The sequence below is a fragment of the Sorangium sp. So ce1335 genome, assembly GCF_051521615.1.
Taxonomy (GTDB): domain Bacteria; phylum Myxococcota_A; class Polyangia; order Polyangiales; family Polyangiaceae; genus Sorangium.
The window spans coordinates 10,220,948-10,240,226 of the sequence record NZ_CP150363.1 but is presented as its reverse complement, the minus strand read 5'-3'; the positions used below and the strand labels follow the sequence as shown (position 1 = coordinate 10,240,226).

Genomic DNA, 19,279 nt, shown 5'->3' with positions numbered 1-19,279 from the left:
GGCGGCCTTCAGCGGGCGCCGATCGCCCGGCGCGTCTCCTGGATCGTCACGCTGGCGATCGCCCGCGCGCGCGCCGCGCCCTCGGCGAGCAGCGCGTCGACGCGCGCCGTGTCGGCCACGAGCTCGGCGTAGCGCCGCCGCGGCTCCTCCAGCGCGCGGTTCAGCGCCTCGAACACGGCCTCTTTCGCCTCGCCCCAGCCGATGCCGCTCTGGTAGCGGCCCCGGAGCGCCTCCGTCTCCTCGGGCGTCGCGAACTCCCGGTAGAGGTGGAAGAGCGGCGAGGCGTCCGGATCTTTCGGCTCGCTCGGCGGCGACGAGTCCGTCTTGTACTTGAAGATCGTCTTGCGCAGCTTCTCCGGCGGCAAGAAGAGCGGGATGACGTTGTCGTAGCTCTTGCTCATCTTGCGGCCGTCGAGGCCCGGGATCACGGCCGTGTCCGCGCTGATGCGCGCCTCCGGCAAGACGAGGGTCGGGCCGTAGATCGCGTTGAACCGCTGCGCGATGTCGCGGGCGATCTCGATGTGCTGGAGCTGGTCCTTGCCCACGGGCACGACATTCGTCTTGAACAGCAGGATGTCGGCCGCCATCAGCACCGGATAGTTGTAGAGGCCCATGTTGATCCCGGCGTCGAGGTCGTCCATGTCCTCGACGCTCACCGCCTTCGAGCCGCTGGCCCGGGACTCCATGTTCCTGGCCACAGCGGCCTTGTAGGCGTGCGCGCGGTTCATGAGCCCCTTCGCGGTGACGCAGGAGAGGATCCAGGTCAGCTCGAAGATCTCCGGGACATCGGATTGCCTGTAGAAGATGACCTTCGCGGGATCGAGGCCGAGCGCGAGCCACGTCGCGGCGACCTCGTGGACCAGGCTCCGCAGCTTTTGCGCGTCGTGGATCGCGTTGAGCGCGTGATAGTCCGCGACGAAGTAGAGCGCGTTCGACGCGCTCTCTGCGAGCGCGAGCGCCGGCTTGATCGCGCCCACGAGGTTGCCGAGGTGCGGCGTTCCGGTGGGCTTGATGCCGGTGAGGACGGTGGGTGCCATCGTTGTCGTGTTCCTCTGAAGGAGCCCCTCTCGAGCTCCGGGCGGATGATGCTAGTGCGGCGCGCCGAAAATCTCGCGGGTTTCTGGCTGCCTTCGCGGCGTCAGCGGCGGGCGCGTCGCGCGCTCGGCGCTAGGTCTTCGCCCGCAGCGCGGCCCCGCGCGGCGTCCGGTAGGGGTTCCCGGCCCTCGGCGCGGGCGTCTCCGGCGCCCAGTAGGCGTGGCATTTGCGGCAGTGCCACCGCTTCTTCATCACGAGGAGCGGCAACCCGAGCAGCGCGAGGATGACGAGGATCTGGCCGAGCGCCCACTCGCGGTAAGCGTAGCGCGCCCCGCACGCCGGGCACTTCGGCCCATCGATCTCGGCCGCCTCGTCCTCTTCGTCGAGCTCGCGATCGTCGTCGACGGCCGGGGGCTTCAGGATCTCGGCCGCCCGCTCCAGGTCCGCGCGCGGCACCTGGAGGCGGATCCCGAGCGATCGGCCGATGTAGTGAGGGGTCAACGTCGCCACGTGCTCATCGGCGATGAAGGCGCGGACGCCGTGAGCGGACAGCGCCGAGCGTGCCATCTGCGCTTCGACGGACTCGCTGTAGGTCGCCACGGTGACGAGCTGCTCGGAGCCCGCCGGGGCGCCGCCGAGGGGCCGAACGGAGGAGCGCACCTCGCGAGGCTAGCATCCGCCCGCGGCGCAGCGTGTACGGCTGCCCGTTTTCGTGCCAGGGTGGGCGCCGGATCCCCGACCCACGTTGGCTCCCGGATCCGCCCGACCCACGTTGGTTCGCGGGTCCCCGACCCACGTTGGCTCCTGCGTCATGTCCGGCCGAACGCCGTCCTCTCCCGCGTCTCCCCCGAGCCCCGCGCCGCCTCCGAGCGCCCCCGCGTCGCCGGCGGCCGGCCTCGCCTTCGCCGGCGGGCGGCCGACCGTCGCGCTCGCCGTCTCCGGTAGCATCGCCGCCTACAAGGCCGCCGAGGTCGCCCGGCTCCTGATCCAGGGCGGCGCGCGCGTGCTGCCGATCATGACGCGCGCCGCGCAGCAGTTCCTTGGGCCCATGACGTTGAGCGGGCTCTGCGGCGAGCCGGTGCGCGACACGATGTGGGACGCGGGGTTCGCCGGCGAGCTCCACGTCGCGCTCGCCGCCGAGGCGGATCTCGTGCTGCTCGTGCCCGCGACCGCCGATCTGCTCGCCCGCCTCGCCGCGGGGCGCGCCGACGACCTCGTGACCGCGCTCGCCCTGTGCGCGAAGGGGCCCGTCCTCGCCGCGCCCGCGATGCACCCCCGCATGTGGGCGCACCCCGCGACAGCGCGGAACGTCGCCGCGCTCGCCGCCGACGGCCGCGTGCAGCTCGTCGGCCCGGTCTTCGGCGAGGTCGCCTCGGGCGAGCGCGGGCTCGGCCGCATGGCCGAGCCCGCGGCGATCGCGGCCGCGGCCTTCGCGCAGCTCGCCCCGCGCGATCTCGCGGGGCTCCGCGTCGTCGTCACGGCGGGGCCGACGCTCGAGGACCTCGACCCCGTGCGCTTCCTCGGCAACCGGTCGACCGGCAAGATGGGCTTCGCCGTGGCGGAGCGCGCGGCGCTTCGTGGCGCGCAGGTCACGCTGATCGCCGGTCCCGTGTCGCTCTCCACGCCGCCGGGCGCGCGGCGCGTCGACGTGCGCGGCGCGCTCTCGATGCGCGCCGCGCTCTGGCAGGCGCTCGGCGACGATCTGCGCGGCGCGGACGCGCTGATCATGACGGCCGCGGTGTCCGACTACCGGCCCGCCGAGCAGCGCGCGACGAAGCTGAAGCGCACCCCCGATCTGGCCACGCTGCCGCTCGTGCCGAACCCCGACCTGCTCGCCGAGGTCGGCGCGGCGCGCGCCGACGTCGTCGACGCGGCGCGCGCCGCGCGACCCGACGGATCGCGGCCGCCGGTGCTCGTCGGGTTCGCCGTCGAGACCGACACGGACGAGGGGGTGGTCGCCTATGCCCGGCACAAGCTCGCGCAGAAGCGCGTCGACATGATCGTCGCCAACCACGCGGCCGACGCGTTCGGCCGCGACGACAACCGCGCGACGCTCGTCACCCGCGACGCCGCCGACGCGCTCGGCGTCCTGCCCAAGCCCGTGCTCGCGGACCGCATCCTCGACCGGGTCGCCCGGATGTGCGCGCGATGAGCCCCATCGACGCCAGCCCCGGCGGCGCCCCGCCCGCGCCGGCCGCCCCTCCGTCCGCGGCCCCGGCCTCGTCGCAGGCGCCGCGGTCGACCGACCCGCGCGAGCCGCCGCGGACCTCTCGTCGCGAGGCCGCGCTCATCGCCGCCTCGGTCACCGCCGTCGTCGCCGTCGCCGTCTCGATCGCGTTCGACCCGGCGCGCGCGGGCGCGCCCGGCATGCTCGCGGCGGTCGGCGCGCCCTACGCCGTCCTCGGCGCGGCCACGGTGATGTGGCTCCGCCGCCGCGGCGAGCTCCGCGCCGCGCTCCGCCCCCTGTCGGGCGATCTCGCGCGCGGCGCGCTCGTCGCGGCGTTGCTCTACGGCGTCGCCATGGCGGTGCAGATGGTGATCGCCCCGCGGGGCTCGCCGCGCGAGGCGTGGCTCCTCCGGCTGTACCTCCAGCTCGGCGACCCGTCGGCCGACGCGCGCGTGTTCGTCGGCGCGCTCGTGTTCGTCGTCGCCGCGCTCGAGGAGCTCGTCTGGCGCGGCCTCGTGATGCGCGCGCTCGAGGGCCCGCTCGGCCAGGTCCCCGCCTGGCTGCTGTCGAGCGCGCTCTTCGCCCTCGCGCACCTCCCCACGCTCTTTCTGCTCGGCGATCCGGTCGCCGGGCCGAACCCGCTGCTCGTCGCGGCGGGCTTCGGCTGCTCGATCGTGTGGGGTCGCGTCGTGCACCGGACCGGGCGCCTGCCGCCGGCGCTCTTCGCCCACGCGTTCTTCTCGTGGGCGATCGTGAGCTTCCCGATCTGGCGCCCGTGAGGGGCCCCGGGGCGGCGACGCGCCCTGGCGCCGCTCGGCGGGCGCCGCCCGGCGCCCGGGTCAGCCCTCGAGCTTCGCGAGCTCCTCGTCGGGGACGTCGAAGTCGGCGTAGACGTTCTGCACGTCGTCGTGGTCGTCGAGCGAGTCGACGAGGTTGAGGCACACCTCGGCGTCGCGGCCCGCGACCTCCTTCTTGTTCTTGGGCACGTAGCCGGCGGCGCTCGACTTCACCGCGATCTTCGCGTCCTCGAGGGCCTTCGAGACCGTCTCCAGCATCTCGACGCTGGAGAGCACCTGCCACTCCTCGCCCTGGTCGCTGTAGTCGTCGGCGCCCGCGCCCACGGCGATCTCCATGAGCTGGTCCTCGTTCGCCGCGTCCTTCGCGAGGAGGATGATCCCCTTCCGCTCGAAGGCCCACTGCGCGGAGCCGCCGGCGCCGAGCTGCCCGTTGTTCTTCTCGAAGATCTTCCGGATCTCGGCGACGGTGCGGTTCCGGTTATCGGTCATCGCCTCGCAGAGGAAGAGCGTGCCGCCGGGGCCGGTGCCCTCGTAGAGGATCTCCTCGTAGTTCGCGCCCTCGATCTCGCCGGTGCCGCGCTGGATGGCGCGCTTGATCGTGTCGGCGGGCATCGCCTGGCCCTTGGCGTCGTTGATCGCCTTGCGGAGGCGCGGGTTGCCGTTCGGGTCCCCGCCGCCCATGCGCGACGCGACGGTGATCTCCTTGATGAGCTTCGTGAAGAGCTTGCCGCGCTTCGCGTCGAGCGCGCCCTTCTTCCGCTTGATGGTGGCCCACTTTGAATGGCCGCTCATGCCTGTCTGCTCCGTGATGACGGGGCGCCCGCGCGCGGCGCGCGCCCAGGGGAAAGGTTCGGCGCAAGCTGGAGCACCGATCGGTTCGAACAGAGAAACCGCCAGGACGCCGAGAGCGCCAAGAGATGTTCGACGTCTCTTGGCGCTTTGGGCGCCCTGGCGGTTCGAACCGACCGTCGCTCTAGCGGTGCGCCCGTGTGGAGGCAACTACGACGGCGCTCCGTCTCGCGCGTGCCCCTCCTTACCAGAAGAGCGAGCCCGTCCGGAGCGCTGGATGACCTGACGACCTGGGGAGCCGTGGTTGCCACCATGGGGAGCCGTGGTTGCCCCTGTGTCGCTACAGCGCGTAGCCGGTCTCGCCGTGCTCGGTGGCGTCGAGGCCCTCGCGCTCGTCGCTCTCGGCCACGCGGAGGCCGATCAGCTTGTCGACGAGCTTCAGGAGCAGGAAGGTCGCGATCGCGGCGTACAGCCCGACGGCCACGATGCCGGCGAGCTGCGGGACCATCTGACCGGGGTTGCCGGCGATCAGGCCGTCGCGGCCGCCCTCGTTCAGGGCCTTCTCGGCGAAGACGCCGGTGAGGACCGCGCCGAGGAGGCCGCCCACGCCGTGGACGCCGAACGCGTCGAGCGAGTCGTCGTAGCGGAGGCGCTCCTTCGAGACGACCGCGAAGTAGCAGACGACGCCCGCGAGCAGGCCGATCACGACCGCGGCCCAGGGCGCGACGAACCCGGCCGCCGGCGTGATGCCGACGAGCCCGGCCACGATGCCGGAGGCGACGCCGAGCGCCGTCGGCTTGCCCCGCTGCGCCCACTCCACGAAGAGCCACGCCGCGCCGCCCGCCGCCGCCGCGAGGTGCGTGTCGAGGATCGCCAGCGCGGCGAGCCCGCCCGCGGTGAGCGCGCTGCCCGCGTTGAAGCCGAACCAGCCGAACCAGAGGATGCCCGTGCCCGTCAGGGTCATCGTCAGGTTGTGCGGCACGTGCCGCTCGTGCGGGTATCCGGTGCGCTTGCCCAGGACGAGCGCGCAGACGAGCGCCGAGATCCCCGCGGCGAGGTGCACGACGGTGCCGCCCGCGAAGTCGAGCGCCCCCATCTCGAACAGCCAGCCCTTCTCGGCCCACACCCAGTGGGCGACCGGGTCATAGACGAGCGTCGACCAGAGAAGGATGAAGACCAGGTACGCCGGGAACCGCATGCGCTCCGCGAACGCCCCGGCGATGAGCGCGGGCGTGATCACCGCGAACATCATCTGGAACGCCGCGAACGCGAGGTGCGGCACGGTCCCACGCTCCACACCCGCGAGCCCGCGCATCCCCACATAATCGAGCCCGCCGATGAGCCCGCCCTGCGACGTGCCGAACGAGAGCGAGTACCCGATGGCCACCCACTGCACCGAGATCACCGCCAGCGCGGCGAACGAGTGCATGAGCGTCGCGAGCACGTTCTTGCGGCGCACCATGCCGCCGTAGAACAGGGCGAGGCCCGGCGTCATGAAAAGGACGAGGGCTGTCGAAGCGAGGAGCCAGGCCGTATCCCCAGTGTCGATCTTCATGGCACGGGGGTAACGTGCCCGATGTTTCAACGAGGTTTCGTGCCCGCAGCCGGACGCATTTGGCAGCGGATAAGGAATTTTCCAGGGGAGCTCAGGAGCTCCCCGAGCGGCTGCAGCCGCGTCAGCTCTCAGGCCTGCGGGGCCCGGACCGTCAGGACCGGGACCTTCGCCGCGCGCACCACGCGCTGCGCGACGCTGCCGATCAGGGCGCGCGCGACGGCCCCGCGCGCGTGCGTCCCGATCACGATCATATCGGCGCCGATCTCCTCCGCGAGCCGGCAGATCTCCGCGTCGGGGACGCCGGCGCGCAGCACGCCCGAGACCTCGACGTCCTGGGCGGCGCGCCGCCGCTCGAGCACTTGGTCGAGGCTCCGCTGCGCTGCCTCGGCGATGCGCGCGGCGTCCTCCGCCGACGGGATCAGCGCCGAGCCCTCCGGGAAGCTGTAGATGGGCACGCTGTAGACGTGCGCCACGACGATCTTCGCGGACAGCTTGCGGGCGAGCTCGATCGCGGTGTCGAGGGCGAGCTCGGACGTCTCATCGAAGTCATGGGCCAGGAGGAGGGTCTTCATCTTGCTCCGCGGTGCTGGTGGGGTCGGGCGGCGGGCTGCCCGGCTTTTTGTTCAGCTTTCGTAGCTCCGGACGCAGCTCCCGGGTAGTGGGCTCGGCGCGCTCTTCCGGGGACGGCAGCGGCGGCTCCTTCGACGCCGGCTTCACGCGCTTGAACAGCGCCATCTTCTTCAGCCGGCTGAGCTCCACGAACTCGCCGCGCTTCACCGCCGCGTTGTGGCGCTCCAGGTCCTTGCCCTTGAGCTCCCCCTCGTCGAGCAGCACGTACTGGGCGAGCGCGGCGCGATCCCCCCCGGGGTAGAAATAGGCTTCCTTCCGGTTCGACACGTGCGGCCCCATCTTGCTCGTCGCGCCGACGACCGCGCCGGGCGGGATCGCCTCGACCTGCTGCCGCACCCACGCGTAGGTCGCCTCCTGCTCGGGCGTGAGCGTGCGCGCGACGCGCGAGAAGCCGCCCCGGAACGACGCGTTCTCCAGGATGCCGCCGAACTTCCACGACACGAGCGCGCTCGCCACGAGCATCGCCGCGAGCAGCGCGCGCGACAGGCGCCGCCCGTCGAGCCCGAAGTAGGCGGCCGGCGCGGAGTCCGCGGCCCGCTTGAGCCCGATCGGCGTCAGCGCGAAGGCGATGGGGAAGAGGATCGACGAGTACTGGAAGTGGATCGAGAAGACCGCGTCGCGCGAGGCGAGCAGGCAGAACAGGAGCCCGTACACGAGCATCCAGCGCCCGGGCCTGGCGAGGAGGGGCAGGAAGCAGAGCGGGACGAAGAGCTGGAGCAAGAAGAGGATCTTCGGCTCCTCCAGCATGACCTTGAGGGCGAAGACGGGGTTCGTGAGGAGCGAGACGAGCAGGCCGCCGAGCCCGCTCCGGTTCGGCATGAGCTCCGCGTAGTAGTAGGCGAACGAGTAGGCGTCCTTGCCCGACATGATGATGCCGGCCGACGTCATGAAGAACAGCTTGACGATGACGAAGTAGACGAGGCTCGTCACGATCGTCACCCAGCCGAGGCGCGTCCTGCCCGCGCGCCGGTCGAAGATGGCGTAGAGGCCGATGAAGCACATCAGCAGGGAGACGTCCTCGCGGCAGAGCAGCAGCGCGCCGAGGGTGACCCAGTACAGCCTGTCCCTGCCTGTCTCGTAGAAGTAGAGGAGCCAGACGACGAGCGGCGAGATCAGCGCGAGCGAGTGGAACTCGTACATGTTCGCGCCGTGCAGGGCCGGGTAGATGGCCCACACGACGGCGAGCAAGAGCGCCTTGCCGCGGTGCTCGAGCTTGTCCTTCGCGAGCAGGTACACGGGGACGACGCCGGCGCCGAGCCACACGGACTGGAGCACGAGGAGCAGCTCCGCCCTCGGGTAGATGAGGTAGAGCGGCGAGAGAAGGACGAGGATCGGGTCGAAGTGCGCGGAGCCGTGGTAGCCGGCCCGGAGCCACGAGCAGCCGAGGGGCCGGCCGTGGATCGACTGGTAGAAGATGTTGTCGTAGTACCCGAGGTCGGGCGTCCGCGTGTGCAGCGCGTGGTGGTTCGTGATCGCCAGCCGGGAGAAGAAGGCGGCGTAGCCCGCCCACAGCGCCCCGAGGGCGAGCGGCACGAGCCATCGCCACGCCCTCGCGAGCGCGCCGGCGCGGCCGCGCGTGTCGCCGAGCCCGCGCGCGTCGTCGCCCCACCGCGCGTCGGCCTCCCCGCGCGCGTCGCCGCCCCCGCGCGCGTCGCCGAGCCCGTGCGCGTCGCTGAACGTGCCGCGCCCCCAGGCGTAGAAGCCCGCGCCGACCGCCGCGGCGGCGAGGGCGGCGTAGAAGATCGCCGTCTTCGGGCTCTCCTTCTCGATGTTCGGGACCTTGAGCGCGGCGACGAACGGGAGCGCGAGCAGCGGGCGCAGCGCGCGGTTGAGGCGGCCCACCGTGTCGACGAACGCCCACGAGGGGGTCAGGGCCCGCCGCGCCAGCATCACGAGGAAGTAGGCGATCCCGACCGCGACGATGGCGGCCACGGCGCCGCCGGCCATCCAGCGGCGTTCCAGCTCGGTCAGCTTGTTCGTGTCGAGCTGGGCGAGGCGGCCCGGGTGGGTGAACGCCCAGGCCGCCACGGCGATGCTCATGCCGTAGAGGATCGGCCACGGCGCCAGGGTCAGGGCGGCGCGCGCATACCGCTCGATGGCGCCGTCGAGCTTCGCGAGCGCGCTGTTCAGCCTGGTGCGGTGGTCGTCTTGCATGGGTGAGGCGGTGTCTCGGCTACTTGAGCCTACCCCCCGCTGTCAAGGAACGGCGCTTGGCCGCGGGAAGGGCAGGGCGCCGCGGGCGGGGCGCGGTAGAATGGCCGCATGTCGCACTACCGGGATCATCTCGATGCGGCTCGCGCGCGCATCGAAACCCTCGAAGCCAAGCTGAAGGAGCGGGACGCGGCCCTGGCCGCCCGGGACGCGGAGATCGCGGAGATCCGCGCGGAGGTCGAGCGCCTGCGCGGCGGGGCGGGCGACGACGGCCCGCTCGACGGGCCGCACGGACGGAGCGGCGGGCAGCGCGCGCTCCTCGTGGCGCTGGCCGTGTGCGGCTTCGCCACCGCGACCGCCTACGCGATGGTGCGCCCCGCGACCTGCCCGAGCCGCGGCGCCGCGTATCCCGCGTTCGTCGAGGCGTCGTCGCTCTCGCGCGACGGGCTCGAGCGGGGGGCGAGCCGGGTCATCTCGGAGCACCTCCGCCTGGCCACGGACGCGGCCACGGCGCTCGAGCGCGGCGGCCTGCGCGCGCAGCGCTGCTGGCAGCCGGATGGCCCGAGCGGCGACGCGACCGTGACCGTGACCTTCCTGCGGAGCGGCAACGCCGCGGTGGAGCTCGACGGCGCGCCCTACGAGGGGACCGCGGTCGGCGACTGCGTCGTCGAGGCCTTCCGCGCGGCCGCCGCGCGGGTGCGGCCGTTCGAGCCGATGACGATGAAGACGCTGTTCTCGATGAACGCCGCCCCGTGAACGCATGGATCTACAGCAACAAACGGGTTGAACCCGCCTGAAACGAGCAGAACTTCGAACCGCCAAGACGCCAAGGCACTGTCTTCTTCTTGGCGTCCTTGGCGTCTTGGCGGTTCATTTCTCGCTCGCTCAACGTGATCGTTGTTCTAGGGCTGCGCGGTCCCGGCCGGCGCGGCCTCGGGGGCGGTCGGCGGCGGGGCGACCTGCCAGCTCACGAAGCCGAGCGCGACGACGACCAGGTAGATGACGGCGAAGACGAGCAGGCCGAAGCTCACGCCGTGCTCGGCGGCGAAGCCGAGCGAGGGGAACACGAGGGAGAAGAAGAGCTCCCGGACGCCGACGCCCGCGATCGAGATCGGCAGCAGGCCGAGCAGGTTCGCGATGGCGAGCAGGCAGGTGACGTCGAACAGCGAGAGCGGGATGCCGAGCGCCCGCGCGATCAGGTAGCCCTGGACGAAGTTGACGACGAACGTCGCCACGGTGACGGGCAGCGTGAAGAGGAGCCCGCGCCCGACGTGGGCGCGCAGGGCGACGAGGAAGCGGCTCGCCGCGCCGGGCTCGCCGGTGTCGGCGGCCTGCGCGGGGTCCTTGACGATCCGGCGCGACACCGCGAGCAAGATCCGCTCGGCGAGCCCCGGGACGAGCAGCACGAGCGGCGCGAGGACCGTGAGCGCGATGCCGCCCCACGTGAGCCACGCCAGCTGGCCCGCGATCACCGCGCTGTAGCGGGCGACGCCGACGGCGACGAACGCGGCGAGCACGTACAGGTCGCACAGCCTGTCCATCACGACGGTGGCGAGCCCCTCGGCGTAGGGCACGCCGAGGTCGTGGCGCAGGTAGCGGATCCGGAGCACGTCGCCGACCCGCCCCGGGGTCAGCATGCCGACGTAGAGCGACGTGAGGTACGCGCTCCACGCGCGGCGGAGCGGGTAGCGGATGTCCCGGGCGCGGAGCAGCGCGTCCCAGCGCACCACCTTGAGGTGGATGTTGAGCACGTTGAGCGCCGCCGCGAGCGCGAGCGGGCCGGCCGAGGCGGCGGCGACGGCGCCGAGCACCGCGTCCCGGTCGTCCATGCGCAGGACGACGACGACGAGCAGGAGCGGCCCGACAAGGCGGATGAGCGCGCGCAGCGCGGTGCGACGCATGACGGCGGGGTCCGCGGCGCGCTCAGCGCGGCGCGGGGCAGGGGGCCGGGTGGGGGGCGATGTCTCCTGGCGCGGCGTGCGCCGAGCGCGCGGCGCGCTCGGCGCGGCCTTCGCGGGGCGCGGGGATCACTCGATCTCCTCGCGGACGGGCAGCTCCTCGGCCTGGTGCCGCCGCTGCTGCATCTGGAAGGTGAGGAACTCGCCGATGAAGCCCATCGAGAAGAACTGGATGCCGAGGAGGATCATCAGCACGCCGAGGAGGAGCAGCGGGCGGTCGCCGATCTTGTGGCCGAGGAACCAGAGCAAGGTCAGGTACGCGTTGATCGTCACCCCGACCGCGGCGAACACGAGGCCGATGAGGCCGAAGAGGTGCATCGGCTTCTTCGAGTAGCGCGTCAGGAACATGACGCTGAGCAGGTCGAAGAAGCCGCGCAGGATGCGCTCGAGGCCGTAGCGGGAGCTGCCGTACTTGCGGGCGTGGTGGCGCACCGGGATCTCGGCGACGCGGAAGCCCTGCCACGCGGCGAGCGCCGGGATGAACCGGAAGAGATCGCCGTAGATGGGGATGGTGCGCAGCACCTCGCTCCGGTAGGCCTTGAAGCCGCAGTTCATGTCGTGGAGCTTCACGCCCGTGACCGAGCGGACCGTCCCGTTGAAGATGCGGGACAGGACGAGGCGGTTCGTCGGGTCGAGCCGGTTGACCTTCCAGCCGACGACGACGTCGAGGCCCTCCTCGATCTTGGCGATGAAGCTCGGCAGATCGGCCGGGTCGTCCTGGAGGTCGGCGTCCATGGTGACGACGATGGCGCCGCGCGCCTTGCGGAAGCCGGCCGTCAGCGCCGCGGCCTTGCCGAAGTTCTTCCGGAGCCGGATGCCCTTCACGACCGGGTTCTCCGCGCGGATCCTGGAGATGACGCCCCAGGTGTCGTCGGTGCTGCCGTCGTCGACGAAGATGAGCTCGTAGGTGAAGCGCCCCTGCAGGGCCTGATCGACGCGCTGCGCGAGCTCGGCGAGGCTCTCCGCCTCGTTCAGCCCCGGGACGACCACGGAGACGTGCGGCGCCGGCTGGGGGGCCGGGGCGATGGAGGGCGCCATCAGGCTCGGGCGAGGCTCGAAGGCGGAGAGCCCGAGCGTGACCCGGTCCTCCGGAGCCACGTGGGGGGCAGGTGTGGGGGGCTGGTCCACAATCACGGCGGCGGAGGATAGCAGAACGTCGCGGTCGCGCGTGGTTCCGTCCCCCGGGAAGCATAGTCGGAGGCTTGCAGGGAGCGCGGGACGTGCTGCCGGTTACCGGCAGGGGTGGAAGAGAAGGGCTGCGGAGAGCCGGCAGGGGTTCAGGGAAGGGCTGCGGAGAGCCGGCAGGGGTTCAGGGAAGGGCTGCGGAGAGCCGGCAGGGGTTCAGGGAAGGGCTGCGGAGAGCCGGCAGGGGTTCAGGGAAGGGCTGCGGAGAGCCGGCAGGGGTTCAGGGAAGGGCTGCGGAGAGCCGGCATGGGTTCGGACAAGGGTTGCGGAGACCCGGCAGGGGTTCAGGGAAGGGCTGCGGAACCCGGCAGGGGGACGGGATCGTTCCCGGATGCCGGCAGCGGTCGACGGCAGGCTTGACATCCCCTGGGTGTCTGCCTGCCGGCTTCATGACGAAGCGGGTGCGGTGTGCGAGACTCTCCGCATGAACGGCTGCGGCACGAAGACGCTCGAGCACCTCGTGCGGCGCTTCGCCAAGGAGATCCTCTTCGGCGCCGTGATGCTCGAGGTGCTCGAAAAGGACGGCTTCGAGCTGACCCATGCTCGCCCGGTTGCGCCGTGGAGCTGGCTGCTCCGCGCGAAGCCGCCGCAGCACATCCAGGAGGGGTTCGGGCTGGCCCCCGAGCTGCTGTTCGTCGCCATCCAGGGCGAGGTCCAGTCGAGGGATCTCCAGCGCGCCGCCGACGAGGTCGTGCGCTCTGGCCTGCGTCTCGACGGCAACCTGGTCATCGTGACGGACGACGGCCACACGTATGACGACGGTCGGCCGCTCAAGGAGCGCCTCGAGCGGATACCCGGCCGGGATCAGCGCGTGGCGTGGGTGTGGAACGAGGATGGGTTCTGGCCGCCGCTCTCCGAGGTGCTCCGTCAGTGCCTGCCCACGTACGACGTCTTCGAAGAACGTGATCCGGTCCGAGGGCACCAGCTCATGGGCCGAGATGCGGAGGTGAAGGACCTCCGAACGCGCGTCCTGCGCGGCGACGCCGTTGGCGTGTTCGGGCTGCGCAAGTCGGGCAAGACCTCGCTGGTTCGCGCGGTCACCGACTGGCTCGATCCGGCGAGCGGAATCAAGACGCCAGACGCGGAGCAGGATGTGTCCCAGGCGTGCGTGCTCTGGGTCGACGCGCAGGGGCTCGATCTGCCGACCGTTGACGGTGTCGCGGACGACATGCTCGCCGCGCTGGGCCGCAGGATGCGCGCGGCCGGCACTTCCTACGAGCCTCCGGCACGGGAGGGCATCGCCGGTTTGAAGGCGGCAGCTCAGGCGATTCTGGATGAGGGGATGCGCCTGTGCTTCGTGATCGACGAGTACGATCTCCTCTTCGAGCGCGAGGGCAACCTCGGCCCGGTACCGGGCATCTCGAGGCTCCTCGGGCTCGTGCGTGCGCTGTCCCAGCAACAGCAGGGGGCCGTCTCGCTCGTGCTGATCGGCCGTGACCCCGAGCACCTGTCCGCTCCGCAGCTCGATGGAGTGCCGAACCCTTTGCTGGCGGGGCTCACGCCGATGTGGCTCGGGCCGATCCGTCCGCCGCACGACACGGAGATGCTCCGCAAGCTGGGGCGCCGCGCGGGCCTCGCCGTGGGTCATGAGACGGCAAAGCTTGCCCGCGCGTGGACCGGAGGGCACCCGCTGCTGCACCGACAGTTCGGCTCGGCGCTCCTCGAAGAGGTCCGGCTCCACACCCCGGGGGGCCTGCAGAAGGAGCCGACGGACCCCTATTGCGACAGCGCAGTCGATCGCTTCCTGGGTCGTCAAGCGGTGCTCGAGGTGGACCGGGAGATCTTCGCGCTGCTCTCGAAGAGGTACTCGGCGGCTTACGCATTGCTCCTCGATCTGATCGAGAGCCATGATGCTGCAGCGGCCGTGAAGCGGGCGGGCGGTCCGTACGGCCCCGGCGCGCGGGTGCTGCGGAACTTCGGCCTCCTTGACGAGGCGACGCTGGCGTTGCCCATGCACCTCCCGTGGTACGTCCGGAACTTGCTCCCCACGCGGACCCAGGTGGCCGTGTGACGAGCCGAGCCAATCCTTACAACTGGCAGCAACACACCCCGCGTCAGTCGGTGCATCGCGGCACCTCGGTGGCAACCATCGCGGGACACCTCCGTCGCGGCGCTGCCGTCAAGGTCATCGGCGGCCGCGGGATGGGGAAGAGCGTGCTGCTCCAGCAGGTCCAGGCGCAGCTTCTCCAGGACGCACCGGGCACGCGTGTCCTGCTCGTCCCGGGTCCGCCCGAGGAGCCGACCGTCGCCGGAGCGGTGCGCGATCTCGCTGCAAGGCTCGGCGTCCGCGATCTCGCCGCGCCGCGGATGGACGACCTTCTCGAGCGCGTGCTCGACGGTGATACGACGCGGCTGGTCGTCCTCTTCGACGAGGCCGACCAGTACGTCACGGCTGGAGAAGGCGAGCGGGGAGCGTTTGCACGGAGCTGGTTCAACAAGCTGGAGGTCACGCGGAAACAGCACGGCGCGTGCTTTGATCTCGTCTTCGCCGGCGGGATCGGCCTCTTCTATCTGGAGAGCGAGGTGGGATCCGGGATCGTGAGCCGCGCCGAGCCCTGTGTGCTCGACCCGTTCGGACCTGCGGAGATCTCGGTCCTCGCGAGACCCTTCGAGGAGGACGGGCGCTCGCTGGACGACATCTGCCTGGACACCCTCCGCGTGATGTCCGGGGGCATCCCGGTGCTCGTGACCTACGGTCTGGAGAACCTGTGGGACGCAACCAGTCCCTCGGTGCAGGCGCTGGAGCAGATCTTCGGCGTCTTTCGCGAGAGGCACGACGGTTTCGTTCGCGCGGCGCGCTCCTCCGTCTCGCAGCACGGGCGGCTCGATGCCCCCCGGCGCGTGCTGAAGGCCGTGCGCGAGCACGCCGGCTCGGTCCCGATGCAGCGGCTCCGCGATGCGTGCGCCTTGCAGGCCGGCGAGCACGTCTCCATCGATCCGGAGCAGGCGCTGAAGCTACTGCGCGCGGCTGGTCTGGTGAGGGTGGAGGGCTCGATGCTCGCCGACCCTGTAGCAGCCTGGCCCATCGCCTCGATCCTGAACCTGCCGGAGATCCCGGCGAGCTCGGGCGACCCTATCGAGCGTCTGATCCAGGACGTCTGCGCGGCGCTGGCGAACCTGCGGCGCGTCGGGCGCGATTTCCACGGCAAGTCCGGGCTGCTGGAAGAGCAGGTGTTCAGCTCCTTCATCGCGGCGGTGTTGGCTGTACTGGGATGGGAGACGGAACGCGAGGCCATCCAGGTGGCGGGTTTCACCGACGTGAAGGTGCGCCTGACGCGGCCGGGCCTCGACGGCCATGCCCTGATCGAGACCAAGATCTGGCGCGGCGCGGCTTACAACCAGGGAATCCAGAAGCAGATCGCCGACTACCGCGTCTCGGACAGCCTTCACGGCATCGCCGTGACGCTGGGCGTGCGTGACGCGTCGGGCTGGCCGGACGAGTATGAGCGGACGTGCCTTGCGGGCTGTAGCGTGGAGCGACTGCCGACGCCGCCGGATCTCGTAGCCCGCTGGCGGGTCCAGCAGACCGACCCGGATGGCAAGGCGTGGCTCACCGACCACCTGGTGGTGCAGCTCCCGAAGCGCAGGTGATCCTGGCTGGAGTGCGCGCTGGAGCGCCGCCCTCGTGGGCGGACCTCGATCAGCGAGCTGGCCTCAGGATAGGGGGCGCGCGCGGCGGGTCAGGCGGCATGAGCCGCCGGCCGGTCGTACTCCGGCCGGCGGACGCGCTCACTCGGGCGCGCTCTCTTCCGCCTCCGGCTCCTCGGCGTCCTCCTCCTCGGCGTCTTCCACCTCCTCTTCCGGCGCGGCGGCCGCCGGGGCGCGCTGCGGGCTGCGCTCGAGCAGGGCGAGGAACGGCGCGTGGAGCGCCTCGAGCAGGTCGCGCTGCTTGCCGCTCGGCGTGTGCGCGACGAGCCAGCCGATGTCGTCGTGGATCGCGTTGAAGGCCTGCGTGCACGCGACCACCGCCTCCCGGATGCGCTTCGACCGCGCGACCGCGCGCTTCTGGCCGGAGCTGCGGCCGAGGCCCTTCGCGAGCGCCTCGGTCGCCTCCTCGACGCGCTTCAGGTACGGCCCGGCGCCGACCTTCTTCACGTCGGCGGCCAGCGGCGCCTTGCCGGCGACCGAGATCTGGTGCCACCCGTAGTCGACCTCGGCGTCGTACGTGTACCGGGTCTGCTCGGTGCCGGCCCCCGCGAGCAACGCGCCGCGGAGCCGGACGGCGGCGTCGCGGTGCGCTGGGTCCTTGCCCTCGGCCGCCGACGCCAGGAACAGGTGCAGCGCCCGCTGGGAAGCGTCCCACTCCGTGTCGAGCTCGGCGAGCGCGGCGGCCGAGGCGACGCCGAGCGCCTCGTCGAGCGCCCGGATGCTCCAGAGCGCGCGCGCCTTCCATATCACCGGCTTCGGCGCTTCGAGGAGCAATGCTGTCGGGACACGGTTCGGGACATCGTACTTGTCGATGGACACGCTCTTCCACGCGCCCTGCTCGAGATCGCGCGCGAACGCGCTGAACGCCTTGTCCGTGACGAAGCTGTATCCATAGCCTGCCATCGATTCCTCCTTGAACCCTCCCCCCGGGGAAACACCGCATCTAACGAGACGCGCGCGCCCCTCCGCAAGCGCGTTCATCCGTGTCGCCCGGTCGGAACCGTGCTTGGGCCGCCGCGCGATCACGTGATCAGGGGCGCGCTTCCGCGACGGCCGGCGCGCCGCGCGCCGCGCGCGGCACGTCCGGTCGCACGTGCGGGGGGCTCGCAGAAAGGGTGAGCACTCCGGCGGGGCCGCCTCGACGAGAGAGCCGACGGCGGCGCTCCGGACAGGCGCTCGCCCGCGAGGCACCCGCTCATGGAGAACACGACACGGATCCCCCACGCCGCCGAGGCGACGGACGTCACGGCGTCCCTGCCCCCCGCGGCGCTGACGGCCACGGAGGAGCTCTCTTCGTTGCCGTCATGGACTAGCGTGGACCCCGGGAAGGAGCGCGACAGCGACGTGAGCGACGCCGGAGAGCCGGTCGAGCGGCAGGTGTTCCAGCCGGGTCAGGTCTTCCACCAGGTGGAGATCGTTCGGTTCATCGGCGCCGGGTACTCCGGCGAGGTGTACGAGGCCCGTCACCGGATCACGGGAGCGCGGTGCGCGCTCAAGATCATGCACCTGCGCGACCGGAAGGACGCGAGGAAGGCGGAGCGGAGCCTGGCAGAGGCCCACGGGACGTTCGGTATCCAGCACGCCAATGTCGTCGAGGTCTTCGACATCGGGTGCGAGGCCGACGGGACGGCCTGGATGCTCATGGAGTTCCTCGACGGGCCGACGCTGGCCACCATCCTGGAGCGCCAGGGGCGGCTCTCGCCGCTCTTCGCGCTGCACGTCGCGCTCGAGGTGGCCTGGGGGCTCGACGCGGCCCACGAGAACCAGATCATCCACCGCGACGTCAAGCCGGACAACATCGCCTTCACCGCGGATGGCTCGGTGAAGGTCGTGGATTTCTCGATCGCGAAGGTCATTCCCTATGAGATGCGCACGACCCAGCGCAACGTGCGCCTCGGGACGTGCGCGTACATGGCGCCCGAGAACCTCGACGGCGCCGAGGCGGACGCGCGCTTCGACATCTACTCGCTGGGCCTCGTGCTCTGGGAGATGATCGCCGGCCGCCACCCGTTCCACGACGCCTTCCACGACAGGACGCTGCTCGTGCGGCGGCAGTTCTTCACGGATCCGGAGCCGCTCTCGGAGGTGACGGGGCTTCCGGACTACGTCGACGAGGTGATCCGGCGCGCCACCGCGAAGCAGGCGGCGGCGCGGTATCTCACGATGGCCGAGATGGCGCAGGCGCTGATCGCGTTGCGCGGCCGCCTCGAGAAGGACGAGGCCGAGGGGCGGATCTCGCTCGTCGTGCCGCCCGGCGAGCCGCCGGTCCCCGGCCGGTCGCGGTCCCGCGCCGTCTACCGGCCGCCGGTGACGGGGCCGACGCTCGAGGTGCCGCGGCCGGAGCCGTCCGCCAGGGTGGTGGTGGCCTCGCCGGCGCCCGCCCTGGGGCCCTGCGGCACGGTGCCGGTCGACCGGGAGAGCATCCGCGCCGCGGCGTTCGGGCCGGGGCCGGGGGAGCGCGAGGGGGACGGCGGCGCGCCGGGCAGCGCCGGGAGGACGGCGCGAGGGACCGAGATCATGCCGGCCGCGGATCGCGCGTCGCTGTCCCGCCCGCCGCCGCCGGGGTCGTCGCGGCCCCCGGCGGCGCGGACGACGAGCCCGATGCTCCGGCAGATCGCCGCGGAGCGCGAGGGGGCGCCGGGCGAGCGGGGGGACGGGGCGCAGGGCCGGCGCGAGGTGCGCATGGCGCCGTGGATGCTGATCGCGCTCGTGCTCTCGTCCTCGGTGGCGAGCGCGCTCGCCGTGCGGTGGATCGCCCCGGCGGGAGGGCCGGCGGGCGACGCTGCGCCGGCGGTGCAGAGCCGCGTCGCGCCGGTGGTGGAGGGCGGCGCGGTGCCGGTGGTGGAGGGCGGCGCGGCGCCGGCGGGCGAGGCGGCGCCGGGGGTGGCCGGCGCGGCGGCAGGGGCGAGCGCCTCGGAGGCAACCTCGGTCGGGGCCGACGCGGCGGTGGCGAGCGCGCCCTCGGAGGCGACCTCGGTCGGGGCCGACGCGGCGGCGGGGGTGGTCGCGGCGCCGCCGGTGAGCCGGCGCTCGCCGGACAGGCCGGCCAGCGGGGCGGCGCGATCCGCCGCGGCCGGTCGTGGCGGAGCCGCGGCGCCGGCAGCATCGGCGGCCGGCCGTGGCGGAGCCGCAGCGGCGGCGGCGTCGGCGACCGCGCGCGGCGGAGCCGGAGCGCCGGCAGCGTCGGCGATCGCACGCGGCGGAGCCGCGGCGCCGGCCCCCTCGCGCGCGGCGCCGGCCCCGGGGCCGCGCCGGACCGCGGCGCCGGCGGCTGCGTCCGCGCCGAAGCGGGGGGAGCCCCGGCCGTTCGGGGACTCGCCGGTCTTCTGAGGGGGCGCGGATGACGGAGATCCAGAGCGCGCGA

15 protein-coding genes are annotated in these 19,279 nt (G+C 72.2%); 6 read left to right on the top strand and 9 right to left on the bottom strand.

Annotated features, from left to right (window positions below):
• Positions 1-8: 8 nt before the first annotated feature.
• A complete protein-coding gene (locus WMF24_RS38300; protein ID WP_437732401.1) occupies positions 9-1,037 on the bottom strand; it encodes a tryptophan--tRNA ligase in 1,029 nt (342 codons plus the stop codon).
• Positions 1,038-1,167: 130 nt separating this feature from the next.
• Positions 1,168-1,695 (bottom strand): putative signal transducing protein, encoded by a 528-nt coding sequence (locus tag WMF24_RS38295; protein ID WP_437732400.1) that lies wholly within the window; start codon positions 1,693-1,695, stop codon positions 1,168-1,170.
• Positions 1,696-1,846: 151 nt separating this feature from the next.
• On the opposite strand from WMF24_RS38295, the gene coaBC reads away from it, so the two are divergent.
• On the top strand, positions 1,847-3,187 hold the full coding sequence (gene coaBC / locus WMF24_RS38290) for a bifunctional phosphopantothenoylcysteine decarboxylase/phosphopantothenate--cysteine ligase CoaBC (protein WP_437732399.1): 1,341 nt from the start codon (positions 1,847-1,849) through the stop codon (positions 3,185-3,187).
• Positions 3,184-3,981, top strand: a complete 798-nt coding sequence (locus tag WMF24_RS38285) for a CPBP family intramembrane glutamic endopeptidase (RefSeq protein WP_437732398.1) — start codon at positions 3,184-3,186, stop codon at positions 3,979-3,981. The genes coaBC and WMF24_RS38285 overlap by 4 nt, the downstream gene beginning before the upstream one ends.
• Before the next feature lie 60 nt (positions 3,982-4,041).
• Here the strand turns inward: WMF24_RS38285 and WMF24_RS38280 are convergent, their stop codons facing one another.
• From WMF24_RS38280 to WMF24_RS38265, 4 genes are all read right to left on the bottom strand, one after another.
• Positions 4,042-4,791 (bottom strand): YebC/PmpR family DNA-binding transcriptional regulator, encoded by a 750-nt coding sequence (locus WMF24_RS38280; protein ID WP_437732397.1) that lies wholly within the window; start codon positions 4,789-4,791, stop codon positions 4,042-4,044.
• Between the two features lie 337 nt (positions 4,792-5,128).
• Positions 5,129-6,343 carry an ammonium transporter gene (locus WMF24_RS38275; protein ID WP_437732396.1) on the bottom strand — a complete coding sequence of 405 codons (1,215 nt, stop codon included), beginning with the start codon at positions 6,341-6,343 and terminating at the stop codon, positions 5,129-5,131.
• 128 nt (positions 6,344-6,471) lie between these two features.
• Positions 6,472-6,915, bottom strand: coding sequence for a universal stress protein (locus WMF24_RS38270; RefSeq protein ID WP_437732395.1), 444 nt, complete (start codon positions 6,913-6,915; stop codon positions 6,472-6,474).
• Positions 6,890-9,127, bottom strand: coding sequence for a DUF2079 domain-containing protein (locus tag WMF24_RS38265; RefSeq protein WP_437732394.1), 2,238 nt, complete (start codon positions 9,125-9,127; stop codon positions 6,890-6,892). Before WMF24_RS38265 ends, WMF24_RS38270 begins: the two co-directional genes overlap by 26 nt.
• 108 nt (positions 9,128-9,235) lie before the next feature.
• On the opposite strand from WMF24_RS38265, the gene WMF24_RS38260 reads away from it, so the two are divergent.
• Complete coding sequence (locus WMF24_RS38260; RefSeq protein WP_437732393.1) at positions 9,236-9,880, top strand: hypothetical protein; 645 nt, start codon at positions 9,236-9,238, stop codon at positions 9,878-9,880.
• Between the two features lie 146 nt (positions 9,881-10,026).
• On the opposite strand, the gene WMF24_RS38255 is transcribed toward WMF24_RS38260, so the two are convergent.
• Positions 10,027-11,025, bottom strand: coding sequence for a lysylphosphatidylglycerol synthase transmembrane domain-containing protein (locus WMF24_RS38255; RefSeq protein WP_437732392.1), 999 nt, complete (start codon positions 11,023-11,025; stop codon positions 10,027-10,029).
• A gap of 126 nt (positions 11,026-11,151) precedes the next feature.
• Entirely contained in the window at positions 11,152-12,216 is a 1,065-nt protein-coding gene (locus WMF24_RS38250; protein WP_437732391.1) for a glycosyltransferase family 2 protein, read from the bottom strand.
• Between the two features lie 475 nt (positions 12,217-12,691).
• On the opposite strand from WMF24_RS38250, the gene WMF24_RS38245 reads away from it, so the two are divergent.
• On the top strand, positions 12,692-14,278 hold the full coding sequence (locus WMF24_RS38245) for an AAA family ATPase (RefSeq protein WP_437732390.1): 1,587 nt from the start codon (positions 12,692-12,694) through the stop codon (positions 14,276-14,278).
• The gene (locus WMF24_RS38240) at positions 14,275-15,858 is read left to right on the top strand and encodes an AAA family ATPase (protein WP_437732389.1); all 1,584 of its coding nucleotides are present in this window, start codon (positions 14,275-14,277) and stop codon (positions 15,856-15,858) included. Before WMF24_RS38245 ends, WMF24_RS38240 begins: the two co-directional genes overlap by 4 nt.
• Before the next feature lie 138 nt (positions 15,859-15,996).
• Here WMF24_RS38240 and WMF24_RS38235 read toward each other — a convergent pair whose 3' ends face one another.
• On the bottom strand, positions 15,997-16,818 hold the full coding sequence (locus tag WMF24_RS38235) for a hypothetical protein (RefSeq protein ID WP_437732388.1): 822 nt from the start codon (positions 16,816-16,818) through the stop codon (positions 15,997-15,999).
• A 294-nt stretch (positions 16,819-17,112) separates the two neighbouring features.
• Between WMF24_RS38235 and WMF24_RS38230 the strand changes: the two genes are divergently transcribed.
• A complete protein-coding gene (locus tag WMF24_RS38230; RefSeq protein ID WP_437732387.1) occupies positions 17,113-19,245 on the top strand; it encodes a serine/threonine-protein kinase in 2,133 nt (710 codons plus the stop codon).
• Positions 19,246-19,279: the final 34 nt, after the last annotated feature.